Origin of the sequence: Celerinatantimonas marina (genome assembly GCF_046054165.1) — a bacterium.
In the GTDB taxonomy this organism is placed as follows: domain Bacteria; phylum Pseudomonadota; class Gammaproteobacteria; order Enterobacterales; family Celerinatantimonadaceae; genus Celerinatantimonas.
Genome location: NZ_JBFNXK010000020.1, coordinates 25,455 through 42,842, shown reverse-complemented (window position 1 = coordinate 42,842; position 17,388 = coordinate 25,455). Strand labels below are relative to the sequence as shown.

Genomic DNA, 17,388 nt, shown 5'->3' with positions numbered 1-17,388 from the left:
ATGAATTAGATAGAGCATTTAAAGGTAATTCAGTGGGCGGTATAATGTTAAATTTGCACCAAAAAGTGATAGGAAACTCAATACGGTGAGATGGATACCACGGCTGCGAATGAGCAAAAATTTCAGAGAAGTTGATCTTAAGCGTCTGGGAGGATTGTTCTTTTTTATCGTAGTTATTGTTTCCATCAGTTGGGGATGCTGGGCTATCTACCAGCGGCTTAGCAATAGCCGGTTAATGCCGATGACCGAAATCCTGATTTCAGGAAAACGGCAGTATGTTGAGGATGCCGATTTGCAGCGGGCGTTAGCTAATGTCCCAAAGTCGGGCAACTTTTTTACGCTGGATGTGAATAAAGTTCAGCAGGCGTTAGTGGCATTGCCGTGGGTGCAGCAGGCCAGCGTGCGAAAGCAATGGCCTAATAAGTTAAGGGTGTTTTTACAGGAGCAAGAGCCTGTCGCCCACTGGAATAATGCAGCGTTATTAAATACGCAAGGGGTGATTTTTGATGCGCCTCAGACTCGGTTACAAGAGCCTTTGGTGTCGTTACATGGCCCGGATGATGAAGCGCCTAAGGTTTTGGAAAATTGGCAACAGATGCAGCAGATCGTTGCCGGATTAAAATTAACGATACGTTCGGTCACTTTGAACGAGCGTGATTCGTGGGTAGTGACACTATCGAACGGGATAGAATTGAGGCTGGTCCAGAAAGACCGGATGGAACGATTGCAACGATTTGTAAAACTTTATAATCAATTGCATCCAGAAAAGATGGCTTATGCGGATTTACGCTATAACAATGGATTAGCGATCGGTTGGAAGAAGCAACAGGATTCGACAGAGAATGACCAAAACAACAGATAAAAATCTCATAGTAGGCCTCGATATAGGCAGCTCTAAAGTTGCGGTGTTGATTGGTGAAATTCTGCCGGATAACCAACTGAATATTATTGGGGTTGGCAGTCATCCGGCCAAAGGGATGGATAAAGGGGGCGTTAATGATCTGGAAGCCGTGGTTAAATCGGTTCAGCGTGCGGTAAATGAAGCTGAACTGATGGCGGATTATCAGATAAGTTCCGTTTATTTAGGTGTTTCAGGAAAACATATCAGTTGTCTGAATGAAAAAGGCATGGTCCCGATTAATGAAGATGAAGTGACTCAAGAGGATGTTGATAATGCAATTCATACTGCGAAGTCGGTTCGGTTAAAAGATGAACATCGAGTGTTGCATGTCCTACCTCAGGAATTTGCCATTGACTATCAGGAAGGGATTAAAAATCCAATTGGTCTGTCTGGGGTCCGTATGGAAGCCAAAGTTCATTTGATTACTTGCCACAATGATATGGCTCGCAATATCGTCAAATGTGTTGAACGGTGTGGGCTGAAAGTGGAACAGCTGATTTTTTCAGCCTTGGCTTCTAGTTATGCTGTATTGACTGAAGATGAAAAAGAATTAGGTGTCTGTCTGGTAGATATGGGGGCAGGCACAATGGATTTGGCGGCTTATACCGGCGGAGCACTGCGACATACCACCGTGATCCCCTATGCTGGAAATTCTGTGACTAGTGATATCGCTTATGCATTTGGAACGCCTTTAAGTGATGCTGAAAATGTGAAAGTCCAGTATGGATGTGCCATGGGGCAATTGGTGAGTCGTGATGAAACCATTGAGGTCCCTAGTGTCGGTGGTCGTCCCGCACGTAGTTTACAGCGACAGACTTTAGCGGAAGTCATTGAGCCCCGTTACAGTGAATTGCTGGGTATGGTGAAAGCTGAATTAGATGAGTTGCGGGATAAATTAAAAAAACAAGGTGTTAAACACCAATTTGGAGCAGGGGTTGTCCTTACCGGCGGCGCGGCTCAAATGGAAGGAATTGTTGAATGTGCTGAGCAAATTTTGCAGTGCCAAGTTCGGGTCGGGCAGCCTGAGCGGATCGCTGGTCTCACGGAATATGTTCAGTCAGCAACGTACGCAACGGCTGTTGGCCTGTTGCATTATGGAAGGGAAAATCGCTATGAACGCTTTACCGATGATAAAGCATCCCGTTCTGTAGGAAGTTTATTGAAACGGCTGCAAAGCTGGTTCCAGGGTGAATTTTAGTCATCACTTGATGAATTTTTAAATGCGGAGAGAGAGTTATGTTTGAAATTATGGATAGTCATACTGACGAAGCCGTTATTAAGGTGGTCGGTGTGGGCGGTGGCGGTGGCAACGCCGTTGAGCATATGGTGCAACAATCCATTGAAGGTGTGGAATTTATTGCAATTAATACCGATGCACAGGCACTGCGCAATTCGTCTGCAGATAAAACATTGCAGATTGGTAGCAGTATTACCAAAGGGCTCGGTGCGGGTGCAAATCCTGAAGTCGGTCGGGATGCAGCCACTGAAGATCGTGAACAGATTCAAGATTTGCTAAGTGGTGCCGATATGGTATTTATCGCAGCAGGTATGGGCGGTGGTACCGGCACAGGGGCTGCTCCAGTAGTGGCTGAAGTCGCGAAAGAGCTAGGTATTCTGACCGTGGCCGTTGTGACTCGACCTTTTGCGTTTGAAGGTAAAAAACGCAGCGGCTTTGCTCAAAGTGGTATTGATGAATTAAGTAAAAGTGTCGATTCATTGATTACCATCCCGAATGATAAGTTACTTAAAGTTCTGGGGCGTGGTGTTTCACTGTTGGATGCCTTTAAAGCAGCCAATAATGTGTTGCTGGGTTCCGTGCAGGGGATTGCAGAACTGATTACTCGTCCGGGTCTGATTAACGTTGACTTTGCCGATGTGCGTACTGTCATGCGGGAAATGGGTACAGCAATGATGGGAACCGGGATTGCCAAAGGCGATGATCGCGCTGAAGAAGCGGCTGAAACTGCGATTTCAAGCCCATTACTGGAAGATGTCGATTTGGCGGGGGCTCGTGGTATTTTGGTGAATATCACGGCTGGTTTCGATATGAGTATCGAAGAATTTGAAACTGTGGGGAATGCGGTAAAAGCATTTGCGTCAGAAAATGCAACCGTTGTGGTCGGTGCGGTTATTGATCCTGAGATGAGTGAAGAGCTTCGTGTCACAGTGGTTGCTACTGGGATCGGTGCTGAACGACGGCCGGATATCACACTGGTGAATAGCAGTGTGAAAGAAACGCCTAAACCACAGGTACAAATGGCATCTGGTATGCAAGGCAATTCAGTACCCGTACCTGAAGAAAAAGCTGCGGTTGGTGGTGGCCATCCAGGAGCAGCGCCTGAACAGAAAAATGATTTAGAATATTTAGATATTCCAGCATTTTTACGTCGTCAGGCTGACTAAGTTGTCGTAATGCTGCACATTGGCCTAAAATTATGATAACATGTCCGACCAATTTCTATCGGCCGGATTTGACGAGAGGTTTTGATGCCCATGATTAAACAGCGAACTTTAGCTAAACCTGTTAAGGCAACAGGGATTGGTTTGCATTCAGGCAACAAGGTGACCATTGCTCTCAATCCGGCACCGGTTAATACGGGAATCGTTTTCCACCGGGTGGATCTGGATCCGATTGCAGTCATTCCAGCGCGAGCTGATTTAGTTCGAGATACAATGTTGTGTACAGGGTTAGCGAATGAAAACGGGCAACGCATTGCGACCGTTGAGCATTTGTTATCCGCTATTGCCGCATTGGGCTTGGATAATGTGGTGATTGAAGTCGACGCGCCTGAAGTGCCGATTATGGATGGAAGCTCAAGTCCATTTGTCTTTTTATTGCAGTCTGCTGGTTTCGAAGAGCAGAATGCGCTGAAACGTTTTTTAAGAATTAAAGAAACGGTTCGAGTAGAAGGCGATGGTGGCAAATGGGCTGAATTGCGGCCAAATCCTGCCGGATTTAAGATCGATTTTGACATTGATTTCCAGCACCCGGCGATTGCAGGTCGTAATCAGAGTTTGTCGATGGATTTCGATAGCCTGAAATTCGTTAAAGAACTGAGTCGGGCTCGGACGTTCTGTTTTTTGCGGGATGTTGAGTTTATGCAATCTCAGAATTTGGCGCTGGGCGGTAGTTTGGACAATGCGATTGTGTTGGATGAATATCGGATTATTAACGAAGAAGGGCTTCGTTATGACGACGAGTTCGTGAAGCATAAGGTATTGGATGCTATTGGTGATTTATCACTGACCGGACATTCGATTTTGGGACACTTATGTGCTTATAAATCGGGCCATGCGTTGAATAATATGTTGGCGCGTCAGTTGTTGGCTACACCTCAAGCCTATGAGATTGTAACTTTCGACGATGAAACAGCCGATGTTCCAGTAGCTTATACACAGCCTATTCCAGCTTTTTAGCTTTACAGGCTGATTACACATTAAAATAGCGGCACTACTTCCTTTTCTCTCCGCAAAGTGCCGCTATTCTCTTCATCTTTTCTGATAATTCTGCAGGCATATGCTCCGCTACTTGATTGATGTACTCTGCACTCTGCGGGCTTATTTTGCGATCATTAATGATTTTTGGTACGGGTTCTGGTTTAATGCTAGCCAACTTGGGATTTATCTTAAATTCAAGCGTAATTAATCCGGGATAAGTCTGCCGAAATTCTGACAGTAATACAGACTTTAATTGCTGTAGCCGGGTTAGCCATGCGGCTGAAGGGGTCGCAATTAAAGCTTTGCCGTGGCTCAGTTCAACCAGCTGGCAATTCTGAATATGAAATTTGCTTAGGATCTGTTGCGTTTGTAACTGTAATTGACGTCGCTGTTGAATGGATTCTTTGAAATGAGAAAACTGCCTATTATGTAATAGGTGATCCAGATCGATGGGTTGATGAATACGTTTCGCCATAATAAAGAATGATAGATTAATAATATGAGATTGGCTTTAGTATACGCAGTTAAACAACAACGTCGAGTCCGTACGATACCGGTTTGGCCTTTTATCGGGATGGTGAGTTTAATCATTCTTCTCGGTGCGATTTTTATCGGATACGGTATTTATAAATACCAACAGCTTGTAGTCAATAATCAGCAATTGCTGGCTCAGTTAAACCGACCTGAAGCGGGGCCGTTCACGAATAGTGTGGTCCAGGCTCAACAGAGTTCACTACAGTGGCAGGTAGGTATGATGGCTGAGCAATTGGCTGAGCAACATCAGCTGTTATCACAGTTAAGTCACAAAATTGGTGTAACATTAACACCTACCGCTTCTCCGGTGTTAAATTTGGATGTAACTCACCTTGGAACAGCCCAGAGTTGGTTACAGTTGTTGCAAAAACAGTTCCAAATCACACAAAATCAGACGGCTATGGTTGAATTAACCGCTGAGCGTCGCCATCTTAAAGATATCTCGTATATTTCAGGTTGGCCTGCCTGGGAAAAGGGAGTTTGGTTATCCTCACCTTATGGACGACGGCGGGATCCGTTTACGGGGCGCTACCGTTATCATGAAGGGGTTGATATTGCCGGAACAGAAGGGGTTCAGATCCATTCGGTTGCTGCTGGCGTTGTCAGTTGGGCCGGTAAACGATTCGGTTTCGGTAATATGGTTGAGATTGAACATGGTAATGGTATGGTGACTCGTTATGCGCATACTCAGAAAGTCCTTGTCCAGGTTGGCGACGTCGTGACAAAGGGAGAGATTATTGCACTGATGGGGTCAACAGGACGGTCGACCGGGCCACATGTTCATTTTGAAGTATTACATAATGGTCAACATCTTAATCCGGTGTCGTATATGGAACGCCGGATTAAAAAATCTTAATTTGATGGTTTACATAAGAAAATACGCATGATTAGTAAAATTCTCACCAAAGTTATTGGTAGTCGTAACCAGCGCACCATTAAACAATTACGTAAGATCGTTCGGCAGATCAATGAGATGGAACCGAAATTTGAAGCTTTGAACGATCAGGACTTACAGGCTAAAACAGCCGAATTTCGGGAACGTTTATCTAACGGCGAAAGTGTCGATGCCTTATTACCTGAAGCATTTGCAACGGTTCGAGAAGCTTCGAAACGTGTCTTTGGCATGCGCCATTTCGACGTTCAGTTAATCGGTGGCATGGTTCTCAATGACAGCAAAATTGCAGAAATGCGGACTGGTGAAGGTAAAACGCTGACCGCAACCTTACCCGCTTATCTGAATGCGCTGACCGGTAAAGGTGTGCATGTTATTACCGTGAACGATTATTTGGCGCAACGTGACGCCGAATCAAACCGGCCATTATTTGATTTTCTGGGCATCAGTGTCGCAGTCAATATCGCCAATATGGAACCGGAAGAAAAATTAGCGGCGTATCAGGCGGATATTACCTATGGGACCAATAACGAGTTCGGTTTCGATTATCTACGCGATAACATGGCTTATTCACCGGAGCAGCGGGTACAGCGTCCTTTGCATTATGCGCTGATCGATGAAGTGGATTCTATTCTCATTGATGAAGCTCGAACACCACTTATTATTTCCGGGGCGGCGGAAGATAGTTCAGAACTCTATATCCAAGTGAATGAGCTGATCCCGCAGTTGCAAAAACAAGATAAAGAAGATTCAGAAGATTACACCGGCGATGGGCATTTCACGGTTGATGAAAAAGCCAAGCAGGTCTTTTTGACCGAACGGGGTCAGATTTTTGTTGAAGATCTGCTGCATGAACGCGGCCTGCTGGAAGAAGAGCAGTCGCTGTATTCGGCTTCTAGTATTGCGTTGTTGCACCATGTGAATGCAGCTCTACGGGCTCATACTTTATTTGAACGCGATGTGGATTATATCGTGAACGAAAAAGGTGAAGTGGTCATTGTCGATGAACATACGGGGCGAACCATGGAAGGGCGGCGTTGGTCTGAAGGTTTACATCAGGCCGTTGAAGCCAAAGAACATGTTAAAATTCAAAGCGAAAACCAGACACTGGCCTCGATCACCTTCCAGAACTATTTCCGTTTGTATGAAAAATTAGCCGGGATGACCGGGACTGCGGATACCGAAGCGTTCGAATTCCAGCAAATCTACGGTTTGGATACGGTTGTGATCCCAACCAATAAACCGATGATCCGTGAAGACCGGGGCGATCTGGTGTATCTGACGTCCGAAGAAAAATATGCGGCCATTATTGAAGATATTAAAGGTTGTATCGAGCGTAAACAGCCGGTATTGGTTGGGACGGCATCGATTGAAAACTCTGAGTATTTATCCGATTTACTGCGTAAAAATAAAATTAAGCATCAGGTTCTGAATGCGAAGCATCATGAGCGTGAAGCTGAAATTATTGCTGAAGCTGGTATTCCGGGCGCCGTGACCATTGCGACCAATATGGCTGGTCGTGGTACCGACATTATCTTAGGTGGAAACTGGCAGGCCAAAGTAGCTCAGCTGGCAGAACCCAGTGAAAATGAAATTGCTAAAATCAAAGCGGATTGGCAACAGGTGCACGAGCAAGTCATTGCGGCGGGTGGTTTACATATTATTGGTACGGAACGTCATGAATCGCGGCGAATTGACAATCAGTTGCGTGGCCGTGCTGGACGACAAGGGGACCCGGGTTCTAGCCGTTTTTATCTCTCGATGGAAGATCCGTTGATGCGTATTTTCGCATCAGAACGAGTTTCCGGGATGATGAAAAAACTGGGCATGAAACATGGGGAAGCGATTGAACATCCCTGGGTTTCTCGTGCGATTGAAAATGCACAACGCAAAGTTGAAGGCCGTAACTTTGATATCCGTAAATCGTTGCTTGAATTTGACGATGTTGCCAATGATCAACGTAAAGTTGTGTATGAACAGCGTAATGAATTAATGGATACGGATGATATCTCTGAAACGATTCATGTGATCCGGGAGGATGTCTTCAATCAGGTCATCGATACGTATATTCCGCCTCAATCTCTAGAAGAGATGTGGGATGTGGCGGGCTTAGAAAAACATCTGAAAAGTGATTTTTGTTTAGATTTACCGATTCAGAAATGGCTGGATGAAGATGACAAACTCTATGAAGAAACACTTCGGGAACGAATTGTTCAGCATGCCGTCGATGAATATCAGCATAAAGTTGATTTAGTCGGTGAAGAAGTCATGCGCGGCTTTGAGAAGTCCGTCATGTTACAGAGTCTGGATCAGCTTTGGAAAGAGCATTTAGCGGCGATGGATCACTTGCGTCAGGGGATCCACCTGCGGGGTTATGCGCAGCGTGATCCGAAACAGGAATATAAACGGGAATCGTTTGAGCTGTTTACACAAATGCTAGAAACTCTGAAGGCTGATGTGGTGAGCGTGTTGAGCCGGGTGGAAGTTCAGGATCCATCTGAAGTTGAAGAAATGGAACGCCGGCGACGCGAACAGGCTGAGCGTCAGAATCAGAATGCTTTGCACCATGGTTCGCAGCAATCTTCACAGTTTGCTGATGGTGAAGCCACTGATGAACAGAATGCTAAAGTACAGCAGGTGATTCGTCAGGGGGCTAAAATTGGCCGTAATGACCCGTGTCCATGTGGTAGTGGCAAAAAATATAAGCAATGCCACGGTCGTCTGAGTTAACTTAATTATTGTTTAAAGGCCCGGTTTATCCGGGCTTTTCTGTTTTTAGGGAGTACAGAGATATGAACCAAACTGTCGATGTTGTTGTTGGGGTGATAGTGAAAGGGGCACAGATTTTGATTGCAAAACGTTCTGAAACGCAGCATCAAGGTGGGCTATGGGAATTCCCTGGGGGTAAAGTTGAATCGGATGAATCTCAACCTCAAGCTCTGGTTCGGGAGTTAAATGAGGAACTCGGGTTAGAGGTCGAGAGTGAATGCTGCGAGAAAATGTTCGATATCCAGCATCAGTACCCGGATAAGCAGGTTATCTTACATATCTATTGGGTTGAGCACTTCGCGGGTCAGGCAGAAGGAAAAGAAGGGCAACCGATCCGCTGGGTTGATTATCAAGATTTGAGTCACTATGAATTCCCGGCGGCGAATCACCCTATTCTACAAGCGATTGCAATGCGTTATTCATAATCCCACTGGTCTGGATCGGGATGGTTTGCATCTTCGGCTACGGAACGTCCAGGGATCACTTTTTCTTCATTCGCCCATTCCCCTAAATCGATCAACTTGCAACGCTCACAACAGAACGGGCGCCAGGGGTTATTAGGGGAATATTCACTCGGTTTATGACAAGTCGGGCAGGGGACCATCGTGGTTTTACTCATATTAAATACTCCGACAACAGGTGAGGGAGAAGTTTAGATCATTTTGAATTGCGCCATCAAGTGTCATAAATTTAATCGCAAAGCGATTTTTGTGGCCACTAATGGTGGGAAAGCACGGAACTTCCGATGAAATTTCCAGACGCAGCAGGGCGCATCCTTCGCGTTGTCCCTGATAAAAGCCCCCTTTGGCGACGACGTATTCTTGAAGCGACTGTCCTCTTAACATGCTGAGTATAAAACCCATCGCTGATGCGACTTCCATAAAAGGTGTGAGCCAACGAAGTAGATCGACATCACGTTGTACTTCGTTGAGGTGGTACCAGTAATAAAGCTGAGGAAGATCGAAACTACAAGCGCCCCCAGGCAGTGCGAGTCTTTGTCGAAGCATGTTTAGAAAACGATCTTCTTTGATCAGATTAGAAAGTTTAGGCTGCTGGTTAATTTTACTGAAAAGCTGATTGGCTTTGGTTAAGGCTTCTTGAACTTTTGATGTATCCGTTTGAGGTAAATTGGCCCATTGACGTAGCCGTTGACGTTGTTTATCTAAATCTTTGAGTAAATCGCTACGCCATTCACTGCGATCCAAGACCTCGTTTAAATCAAACAGGGTACGGAAAAAGTTCTGTACCTGACTCGCGTCTTGCATTTTTGTGGTCTGTTCCAGAGTGTCAAAAAGGTTTTCAACCCGAAGATAGGTTCGAACTTTTTCATTAAGCGGGTGTTCAAAAATTAATTTATTTTGCACGGTGTAAACTCTGACCTGTCACCTAAAAGGATTATAGTAGTTTAAAGAGTCCTACCGGGGCTGTCATCGGATTTTGCCAGATGTAGATATTTTCTATGCAGCTTCAGGGCTTTTGCTTGCAGCGATTGCAGAGAATCGTCATTGACGAGAATATCGTCCGCTATCACGATGCGTTGTTCTCGGCTTGCTTGGCTAGCGATAATTTGCCGGGCCAGCTCTTCATTGATTTGATCGCGTTGGCATACTCGGCTTATTTGGATACGGATGGGCATATCCACCACTAAAATTCGATCGGCTAAAGTTTGCAATGGACTTCCGACTAACAGGGGGACCACCATTAAAGTATAGTCGCTGGTTGCCGCTTTGAGTTGCCGTTCTATCTCTTTTTGGATCCGGGGATGAAGGCAGTGTTCAAGCCAAATCCGTTGTTTGGGAGAAGCAAAAACTAATTCGCGAAGTTTTTTTCGGTTAAGCGTACCTTTTTCATCGATGATGGATGAGCCAAAGTGGTGTTGGATTTCTTGTAAAGCCTCACCACCTGGGGTGACGAGCTCCCGAGCGACTATATCGGCGTCGACGCAATCGATCCCTTGTCGAGCGATCAGATCGGCCACGGTTGATTTACCACTGGCAATGCCTCCGGTTATCGCAACAATCATATTAATATCCTAAGAGCAGTTGGTAGTTATGGATGAGCCCCTGTCCAGCAAACAGATAGAGATAGGTGCCTAATGTCAGAAAAGGCCCAAATGGTATCGGGGTTTGACGGTTGGATTTTTTGGTTATTAGTAACATGAGGCCGATGATCGCTCCGGCCATCGATCCCAATAATAGTATCAGGGGCAGAGCATGCCAACCCAACCAGGCCCCAATGGCGGCCAGTAGTTTAAAGTCACCGTATCCGAGTCCTTCTTTCTGGGTCAGTAACTTAAAAATCCAGTACAGCCCCCATAAAAATAGATATCCCAGTGCTGCTCCCCATACGGCATCATTTAGTGAAACCAAAAGATGATGAGAATTAACCAGCAGTCCAAGCCAGAGTAATGGAAGTGTCAATTGATCGGGGAGCAACATGGTTTTGAGATCGATCATCGACAAAGTGAACAAACTAAAAACGAATATGCAGGCCAATAGCCATTGATAGCTGATCCCAAATTGAATAAATGTGAAGTAAACCAATAGTGGCGCAGCTAATTCGATCAGCAGATAGTGCCATCCAATAGCGTGCTGACAATAATGACATCGTCCTTTTAATAATAACCAACTGATTACTGGGATATTCAGCCACGGTGGAATGGCATGATGGCAGTGAGGGCATTGTGATCCAGGAAGCCAGAGATTGAAGCGGCCGCTGGGGAGCGGTGTCTCGGATTGTTCTTGTTCAGACAGAAACTGTTGGCTATCACTGAGCCATTGTCGTTGTAGCATCAGGGGGAGACGGTAGATGAGAACATTGAGAAACGAGCCGATAATGAGGGCGATCAGAATGGCAAATACCCAGAATTCAACCGGGAATTGTAGCCAGAATTGCGTAAGCTGCTGCATAACGGTTCCATGTTGATTAGGGATGAACAATATTCCCTAAATTAAAGATAGGTAAATACATGGCAATGACAATCGTCCCGATGATTGCACCCATCGCAGCCATAACGATAGGTTCAATTAGATCGAATCCGATCTGAAGGGCTGTTGTTAATTGCTGTTCGTAAAGTTGGGTTATTTTAACCAGCATTTGGTCCAGTGTTCCACTTTCTTCCCCAAGATTGATAAGTTGCTGGGCTTGTGGCGTAAATAATTGACTATATTGGCAAGCTAGATAGAAACTTTGACCACTTTTAACCCTTTCGATGACATTTTGAAGTTGTTGGCGATAATAATGATGTTGGCAAATAGCTAATACATTTTCCAGCCCTGTCAGTAACGGCAGTCCACTACAGCTGGTGGTGGCTAAAATAGTGCTGGTTCGACTCCACCAAATCAGTTGTCTGATTTTTCCAATCATCGGAAGTTTGAGCCAGATAGCTTGTAATTGCCGCCAATGTTGCGGCCTGTAGTGGCGAATTATTTTTGCCGTTAAATAGCTGCTTAAAATGAGCAGCATGAGGCTGATCAATAATGATTGGGTATGAGTTGATAACCAAATAACGTGTTGTGTGAGTACGGGCAAAGGGGCATGTAATTGATTAAACAGTTGCCTAAATTTAGGAACGATAAAATGGAACATGAAGAATAGGGTCACGGTCGCTAAAATTAGAATGAAGAGTGGGTAACACAAGGCTTTCATGAGTTGATGTCGGAGCGTACTCTGATCATTTAAATAGTGCTGCAGTTGGCTAAAAATAGTGGCGAGAGCTCCGATACGTTCAGCCGCTGCAATTAACTGATAATAAAAAGGTGAAAATTGTCGACTTTGTTGCAGTGCCAGAGACAAAGAGAGGCCCTGTTCCAGAGCCATTCGAATTTGTTCGGCTAATAAGACGATGCGGGGGCTTTGATGTTGGTGACTGAGCATCTTTAAGGATTGCTCCAATGGAATGCCGGCATGTAAGGTCGTCGCCATTTGTTCGGTGAATTGTTGTCGCTCACTAAAAGAGAGATGCGAACGTCGCCAGTGACGCAGCCAGATGGATTGTTTTCGGGCCTGGATCAGGCTGATATGTTCTTCGATCAGCTGTTTTTGTAATTGTTCAACGGAAGTACTTAAGCGGATCCCCTGACAGGATAGACCATGTGCATCAATCCCTTGCCATTGATATGAATGTTCAGTCATGACGGTTGTTTCCTAAGACTCGCTGTATTTCTTCATCGGAGGTGATCCCCAGTTCAACTAGCTCTCTGGCATTGGCCCATAGATCCGAATAGTGGAGTGAATCGAGCTGTGAGAGCCATTGTGATGGGCTGGCCTTTTCCAGAATCAGCTGGGCGACTGTTGCTGACGATTCCAACAGTTCAAAAATACCGATGCGTCCCTGATATCCCTGATGACAGAAATGGCATGGATCATGGGCGGAAGTGGTTGGGTCAACACCGTGACAGATTGGGCATATTTTTCGAACTAAACGCTGGGCGATGATTAAGCGGGTCGATTCACTGATCTGATAACGGGGAATTCCGAGTTGTTCGAGTCGCGTAATGGTTTCGATCGCATTGTTAGTATGTAGTGTTGTCAGTACCCGGTGACCGGTTTGGGCCGCTCGGAATGCAATTTCAGCCGTTTCTGGATCCCGAATTTCTCCAACCATAATGATATCGGGATCTTGACGTAGAAAGGCGCGTAATAGTTTGGCAAATGTGAGTCCTGCGGTTGGGTTGATTGGAACCTGATTAATGCCCGAAAGATTAATTTCGACAGGATCTTCAGCCGTTGAAATATTGACGCTTGGATGATTAATTCGAGCCAGAGCGGCATACAGGGTACTGGTTTTCCCTGAGCCGGTGGGCCCGGTCACGATGATCATCCCTTGGGGTTGTTCCAGTGCATGAATGAGCTGTTGCAGTTGATGTTGGTTCAGTCCAAGTTGTTCTAGCGAGGGCGCTTGTTGGTTGGTTCCCAGTAAACGTAAGGCAATTTTCTCGCCATGAATGGTCGGTAGTGTGCTGATCCGGATATCGACATCTTGTGCTGGCCCTGATTCCAGTTTGAGTCGTCCATCCTGAGGGAGTCGTTTTTGAGCAATATCCAATTGAGAGGCCACTTTAAGCCAAGAGATAATATTAGGGGCCAACTGTTTGGGATAGGTCATGTAAGGATGTAACAGGCCGTCAATTCTGGCTCGGATCCGAAAATCGGTCAGGGTGGGCTCGAAGTGCAGGTCTGAAACATTTTCCATCCAAGCTCGACTGATGAGTTGTGTGATTTGCTCAGATAAAGAGGATTGACCGCTCGGGGATGGCTCAGGGGTGGATGGATGATGAATCGCTCGCTTAAGTTGTTGGAGCTGCGACGCCAGCCATTGGGGATCTAATATGACCCATTCGATTTCCTGTTGGCTTAACATTTGAAATTGTTCGATGATATTTTGATCGAGAGGATCAAGCAGACCGATTTGTAGCACACCGGCATAATGACTAGTAATGATGACTTGATGATCTAGCAGATGGCTCAGCTGTAATCGTCCCGGAAGTGGACCATTGTAGGGGGAAAGTTTGAGCATCTGAGGATATTTATTTTGGCTTAACCAACACTGGAACTGGATGAGGGAGATGGCTTGAGTGTGCAACAATTGTAGAAGCCATCGTTGTGGTCGGTTTGGAAACTGGTGTTGTAATCGAAAGAGCGCTTGTTTTGAAGATTCACTCTGGCAGAGTATTTCCGCCAGAGCCTGCATGGATTGCATTAGCACCAACCTTGAGTGAGGCAACTTCCAGAAGTGGTCCAGCGTAGTGTGTTTTGATCGGGATCGAGACTCCCGTCTAACTGATAGGTTAGAGGCATATTGTCATCGTTGTTATTTAAATCACTTTTGGCGGTCACAATAATACTATAGCCGATAGAACCGGCAGAACTGGTTTGAGCGCCTGCGGCCAGAGGTTGTACTTCTAAAGAACGAATCTCGGTCTGAGGATTTTGGCTGGTGGTTGTTTCATCTAATATAAAAGGGGCGGCCGAATTGAGGCAAGGATCTTGTTCATCTTGGGTCAATTCCGAGCGAGCATGGCTTTGAGTACAGACATCCAGCGCTGTTTTTATTGGTCCGGTGGCCTGGATTAATTCTGAAAATTTAGCTCGATTGATATAGTGAGAATAAACCGGCATTGCCATTGCGGCTAAAGTCGCCACAATCGCTAGGGTAATGAGAAGTTCAATGAGTGTAAAACCTCGAGTGTTAACTGAACTTGTAACAGACATCATAACGGTTACATTAAATGATAAATTTATCAATAAATATACTCGCTATCGTGCTGGATGCAAGCCCCAAGCCCGTTCGATAGCCTGCTCTTAGAGTCAGGGCCACTCATCGTTAGATGATCAATCACCATATACCGCCATCGAAGCGGATCTGAACAACATCGATGGCGGTGGCTAAATAATCGCTTTGGAGCTAATTTTGCCGATGACTAAAGTGTATTAATGATGCTGAAAACGCATCGAGAGATCGAGGGCCCGAATATGTTTGGTGAGTGCTCCAACCGAAATGAAATCGACCCCGGTTAATGCATACTCTCGGATCGTTTCCAGAGTGACATCTCCGGATACTTCCAGTTTGGCCGAGCTGTGTCGGGCTTGTCGGATTGTGACCGCCTGTTCCATCAGTGCAACTGAAAAATTATCGAGCATAATCACATCACAGCCACTTTGAATCGCCTGTTCTAGTTCATCCAGTGTTTCGACTTCGACTTCAACTTGAGTGTGAGCCGCGATTTTTCGGGCTTGAGCAACGGCTTCGGCAATACTCCCACAAGCCATGATATGGTTTTCTTTGATGAGAAACGCATCAAATAACCCGATGCGATGGTTATGTCCGCCCCCAATTGTGACCGCATATTTACTCGCCATTCTGAGCCCTGGGAGTGTTTTTCGGGTATCGAGCAGGCGGCAGTGTGTCCCTTCTAATTGACGGCTGTATTGATGCGCTTGGGTCGCAATAGCCGACAGCGTCTGAATAAAATTTAGAGCAGTTCGTTCGCCGGTCAGCAGAATACGGGATGAGCCATGCAAGGTACATAGCAGTTGATTCGGTTCCAGTTGCTGGCCCTCTTCGACATGCCACTGGATGTCAGTGGTATCTCCCAACTGTTTAAAAACTTCGTTGACAAAAGGTTGACCGCAGAAGATCCCTGATTCACGGGTGATAATCGTGGCACTGCTTTGTCGGGTTTCCGGAATTAATTGTGCGGTTAAATCACGGTCTGCATGACCGTGAAGATCTTCGGTTAGGGCAGCCGCCACATTTTGCTGAAGTATCTCGGCGTCGATCAATGGTTTATCCTCACGAATATTCATCCAAGGCTCTCTTGGAATGGCTCTCCAAGTCTTTAGCCTTTAAAAAATTAGTCAATGGCCCTATATAATACCCTATTGTATTGAACTGATGGCGATGAATTTATGACAGGTATGCGTGTTGTCCAACGGGATCAACATGAATGGCTTGCTTCGGCTGTGCCGAGGGAATGCCATTTTTATAATCAACGTCCGGATCCTCAGGATATATCGTTACTGGTGATCCATTGCATTAGTCTTCCTCGGGGATGTTATCGCAATCAAATGGTACAGCAGTTTTTTGGGGGATATCTATCCAAAGGGCTTCATCCTGAGTTGGACACTATTGCCGATATGCAAGTATCCGCTCACTTATTTATTGATCGAATCGGGGATGTTTTTCAGTTTGTTCCTTTTGATCAGCGCGCTTGGCATGCTGGCGTATCTACATTTGCCGGGCGGCATAACTGTAATGATTTTTCGATAGGAATTGAACTGGAAGGGGTTGATGATGGTCCATTTACATGGGCTCAATATCAAAGTCTGGGATCGGTCACGAAGACATTATGCACTTATTACTCGCAACTTGTTCCAGATCGCATTGTCGGTCATAGTGATATAGCTCCAGATCGTAAAACTGATCCGGGGAGTGGATTTGATTGGCGCTATTATCGTCAATTGTTGCAGTCCGCGTAGACTTTTAATCGGGAGTTTTCATGTCGCTCATCGCTATTGTTTTTGCGTTAATCTTAGAACGTACTCGTCATTATCGGTCTCGATGGCTGTGGCAAGAGTGGAGTTGTCAATGGTTTGGTTGGTTACCTTGTAAAGGGAGTGGTAGCTGGTTATTGTTTGGGGTCGTGTTACCCACGCTATTGATGGCTGCGGTGCAATGGTTCATTCAAGGGTGGTTATTCGGGCTGTGTTCCTTGATTGTGTGGGTTAGCGTTCCATTACTTACGTTGGGATGTCCCGGGTTACAGCTGGCGTTTCGTGATTATATAAAAAGCAGCCCTACCAATCCTAAAGGTGCTTGTTTAAGCTTCAATCAACGGCTTGCTTATTTGTTTCCTGGAACCGCGAGTTTGCCTCTGGAGTCTCAGGAGCAGGTGGGGCGTTTTATGTGTTGGCTTAACTTCCGTTATTATTTTTCGATCGTGTTCTGGTTTGCTATCGGAGGTCCAGCTCTGGCGTTATGCTATGGATTGTTGCGGAGTTTGCAAACCTGGGCCATTGATCATCCGAATGCAGCTTGCTCTGTACGGTTGATCGCACAACTACTGCATATTATCGATTGGATCCCCTCGCGTCTAAGTGCCTTGAGTTACGTGTTATGTTCCCGATCGACAAGAGGGTTTCAGATTTGGAAACAATCAATTACGGATCATCGCCATGCCAATGCGGAGTGGTTGGGACTGATAGCGCAAAGCTGTCGAGGCCAAAGTGGTGATGAGATGAACAGCAATGCCATGATTATACATATAGTTCAGTTACTGAAAGGGAGTTTATTGCTCTCTTTGGTCATCATCGCCTTGTTGACTCTTTATGGATGGCTGATTTAGTCGCCTTT

Annotated in this window: 18 protein-coding genes; 9 read left to right on the top strand and 9 right to left on the bottom strand. The window is 45.7% G+C overall.

Annotation, left to right across the window (positions count from 1 at the left end):
- Positions 1–109: 109 nt before the first annotated feature.
- The 4 genes from ABUE20_RS17415 (at position 110) to lpxC (ending at position 4,318) form a co-directional block, all read left to right on the top strand.
- Entirely contained in the window at positions 110–862 is a 753-nt protein-coding gene (locus ABUE20_RS17415; RefSeq protein WP_408621228.1) for a cell division protein FtsQ/DivIB, read from the top strand.
- Complete coding sequence (gene ftsA / locus ABUE20_RS17410; protein ID WP_408621227.1) at positions 843–2,099, top strand: cell division protein FtsA; 1,257 nt, start codon at positions 843–845, stop codon at positions 2,097–2,099. The genes ABUE20_RS17415 and ftsA overlap by 20 nt, the downstream gene beginning before the upstream one ends.
- Positions 2,100–2,137: 38 nt before the next feature.
- Entirely contained in the window at positions 2,138–3,304 is a 1,167-nt protein-coding gene (gene ftsZ, locus ABUE20_RS17405; protein ID WP_408621226.1) for a cell division protein FtsZ, read from the top strand.
- A gap of 90 nt (positions 3,305–3,394) precedes the next feature.
- Positions 3,395–4,318 carry a UDP-3-O-acyl-N-acetylglucosamine deacetylase gene (gene lpxC, locus ABUE20_RS17400; protein WP_408621225.1) on the top strand — a complete coding sequence of 308 codons (924 nt, stop codon included), beginning with the start codon at positions 3,395–3,397 and terminating at the stop codon, positions 4,316–4,318.
- Between the two features lie 34 nt (positions 4,319–4,352).
- Here the strand turns inward: lpxC and ABUE20_RS17395 are convergent, their stop codons facing one another.
- Positions 4,353–4,814, bottom strand: a complete 462-nt coding sequence (locus ABUE20_RS17395; protein ID WP_408621224.1) for a hypothetical protein — start codon at positions 4,812–4,814, stop codon at positions 4,353–4,355.
- Between the two features lie 24 nt (positions 4,815–4,838).
- On the opposite strand from ABUE20_RS17395, the gene ABUE20_RS17390 reads away from it, so the two are divergent.
- The 3 genes from ABUE20_RS17390 to mutT all read left to right on the top strand — a co-directional run bounded on the left by ABUE20_RS17390 (position 4,839) and on the right by mutT (position 8,959).
- On the top strand, positions 4,839–5,729 hold the full coding sequence (locus ABUE20_RS17390) for a M23 family metallopeptidase (RefSeq protein WP_408621223.1): 891 nt from the start codon (positions 4,839–4,841) through the stop codon (positions 5,727–5,729).
- Positions 5,730–5,756: 27 nt separating this feature from the next.
- On the top strand, positions 5,757–8,495 hold the full coding sequence (gene secA / locus ABUE20_RS17385; protein WP_408621222.1) for a preprotein translocase subunit SecA: 2,739 nt from the start codon (positions 5,757–5,759) through the stop codon (positions 8,493–8,495).
- 62 nt (positions 8,496–8,557) lie between these two features.
- Entirely contained in the window at positions 8,558–8,959 is a 402-nt protein-coding gene (gene mutT / locus ABUE20_RS17380) for an 8-oxo-dGTP diphosphatase MutT (RefSeq protein ID WP_408621221.1), read from the top strand.
- On the opposite strand, the gene yacG is transcribed toward mutT, so the two are convergent.
- The 8 genes from yacG to nadC form a co-directional block, all read right to left on the bottom strand.
- Complete coding sequence (gene yacG, locus ABUE20_RS17375) at positions 8,950–9,153, bottom strand: DNA gyrase inhibitor YacG (protein ID WP_408621220.1); 204 nt, start codon at positions 9,151–9,153, stop codon at positions 8,950–8,952. The two genes, mutT and yacG, sit on opposite strands and share 10 nt — an antisense overlap.
- Position 9,154: 1 nt before the next feature.
- Positions 9,155–9,898, bottom strand: coding sequence for a cell division protein ZapD (zapD, locus tag ABUE20_RS17370; protein ID WP_408621219.1), 744 nt, complete (start codon positions 9,896–9,898; stop codon positions 9,155–9,157).
- 41 nt (positions 9,899–9,939) lie between these two features.
- Positions 9,940–10,557 carry a dephospho-CoA kinase gene (coaE, locus tag ABUE20_RS17365; protein ID WP_408621218.1) on the bottom strand — a complete coding sequence of 206 codons (618 nt, stop codon included), beginning with the start codon at positions 10,555–10,557 and terminating at the stop codon, positions 9,940–9,942.
- A gap of 1 nt (position 10,558) precedes the next feature.
- Complete coding sequence (locus ABUE20_RS17360) at positions 10,559–11,443, bottom strand: prepilin peptidase (RefSeq protein ID WP_408621217.1); 885 nt, start codon at positions 11,441–11,443, stop codon at positions 10,559–10,561.
- A gap of 16 nt (positions 11,444–11,459) precedes the next feature.
- Positions 11,460–12,668 carry a type II secretion system F family protein gene (locus ABUE20_RS17355; RefSeq protein WP_408621216.1) on the bottom strand — a complete coding sequence of 403 codons (1,209 nt, stop codon included), beginning with the start codon at positions 12,666–12,668 and terminating at the stop codon, positions 11,460–11,462.
- Positions 12,661–14,235 (bottom strand): GspE/PulE family protein, encoded by a 1,575-nt coding sequence (locus ABUE20_RS17350; RefSeq protein ID WP_408621215.1) that lies wholly within the window; start codon positions 14,233–14,235, stop codon positions 12,661–12,663. Before ABUE20_RS17350 ends, ABUE20_RS17355 begins: the two co-directional genes overlap by 8 nt.
- Positions 14,235–14,750 carry a pilin gene (locus ABUE20_RS17345; RefSeq protein ID WP_408621214.1) on the bottom strand — a complete coding sequence of 172 codons (516 nt, stop codon included), beginning with the start codon at positions 14,748–14,750 and terminating at the stop codon, positions 14,235–14,237. The genes ABUE20_RS17350 and ABUE20_RS17345 overlap by 1 nt, the downstream gene beginning before the upstream one ends.
- A gap of 216 nt (positions 14,751–14,966) precedes the next feature.
- Positions 14,967–15,842, bottom strand: coding sequence for a carboxylating nicotinate-nucleotide diphosphorylase (gene nadC, locus ABUE20_RS17340; RefSeq protein ID WP_408621213.1), 876 nt, complete (start codon positions 15,840–15,842; stop codon positions 14,967–14,969).
- Positions 15,843–15,944: 102 nt separating this feature from the next.
- On the opposite strand from nadC, the gene ampD reads away from it, so the two are divergent.
- Both ampD and ampE read left to right on the top strand, forming a co-directional pair.
- A complete protein-coding gene (ampD, locus tag ABUE20_RS17335; RefSeq protein WP_408621212.1) occupies positions 15,945–16,514 on the top strand; it encodes a 1,6-anhydro-N-acetylmuramyl-L-alanine amidase AmpD in 570 nt (189 codons plus the stop codon).
- Positions 16,515–16,534: 20 nt separating this feature from the next.
- Positions 16,535–17,380: a regulatory signaling modulator protein AmpE gene (ampE, locus tag ABUE20_RS17330; protein ID WP_408621211.1), complete on the top strand. Its 846-nt coding sequence runs from the start codon at positions 16,535–16,537 to the stop codon at positions 17,378–17,380.
- Positions 17,381–17,388: the final 8 nt, after the last annotated feature.

What these genes read in the sequence shown, in the direction of transcription:
- ftsA (WP_408621227.1), top strand. Translation starts at nt 843, where the DNA reads ATGACCAAAACAACAGATAAAAATCTCATAGTAGGCCTCGATATAGGC.
- lpxC (WP_408621225.1), top strand. Translation starts at nt 3,395, where the DNA reads ATGATTAAACAGCGAACTTTAGCTAAACCTGTTAAGGCAACAGGGATT.
- ABUE20_RS17360 (WP_408621217.1), bottom strand. Translation starts at nt 11,443, where the DNA reads ATGCAGCAGCTTACGCAATTCTGGCTACAATTCCCGGTTGAATTCTGG.
- coaE (WP_408621218.1), bottom strand. Translation starts at nt 10,557, where the DNA reads ATGATTGTTGCGATAACCGGAGGCATTGCCAGTGGTAAATCAACCGTG.
- ABUE20_RS17345 (WP_408621214.1), bottom strand. Translation starts at nt 14,750, where the DNA reads ATGATGTCTGTTACAAGTTCAGTTAACACTCGAGGTTTTACACTCATT.
- nadC (WP_408621213.1), bottom strand. Translation starts at nt 15,842, where the DNA reads ATGAATATTCGTGAGGATAAACCATTGATCGACGCCGAGATACTTCAG.
- secA (WP_408621222.1), top strand. Translation starts at nt 5,757, where the DNA reads ATGATTAGTAAAATTCTCACCAAAGTTATTGGTAGTCGTAACCAGCGC.
- ampE (WP_408621211.1), top strand. Translation starts at nt 16,535, where the DNA reads ATGTCGCTCATCGCTATTGTTTTTGCGTTAATCTTAGAACGTACTCGT.
- yacG (WP_408621220.1), bottom strand. Translation starts at nt 9,153, where the DNA reads ATGAGTAAAACCACGATGGTCCCCTGCCCGACTTGTCATAAACCGAGT.
- ftsZ (WP_408621226.1), top strand. Translation starts at nt 2,138, where the DNA reads ATGTTTGAAATTATGGATAGTCATACTGACGAAGCCGTTATTAAGGTG.
- mutT (WP_408621221.1), top strand. Translation starts at nt 8,558, where the DNA reads ATGAACCAAACTGTCGATGTTGTTGTTGGGGTGATAGTGAAAGGGGCA.
- ABUE20_RS17390 (WP_408621223.1), top strand. Translation starts at nt 4,839, where the DNA reads ATGAGATTGGCTTTAGTATACGCAGTTAAACAACAACGTCGAGTCCGT.
- ABUE20_RS17355 (WP_408621216.1), bottom strand. Translation starts at nt 12,668, where the DNA reads ATGACTGAACATTCATATCAATGGCAAGGGATTGATGCACATGGTCTA.
- ABUE20_RS17395 (WP_408621224.1), bottom strand. Translation starts at nt 4,814, where the DNA reads ATGGCGAAACGTATTCATCAACCCATCGATCTGGATCACCTATTACAT.
- ampD (WP_408621212.1), top strand. Translation starts at nt 15,945, where the DNA reads ATGACAGGTATGCGTGTTGTCCAACGGGATCAACATGAATGGCTTGCT.
- ABUE20_RS17350 (WP_408621215.1), bottom strand. Translation starts at nt 14,235, where the DNA reads ATGCAATCCATGCAGGCTCTGGCGGAAATACTCTGCCAGAGTGAATCT.
- ABUE20_RS17415 (WP_408621228.1), top strand. Translation starts at nt 110, where the DNA reads ATGAGCAAAAATTTCAGAGAAGTTGATCTTAAGCGTCTGGGAGGATTG.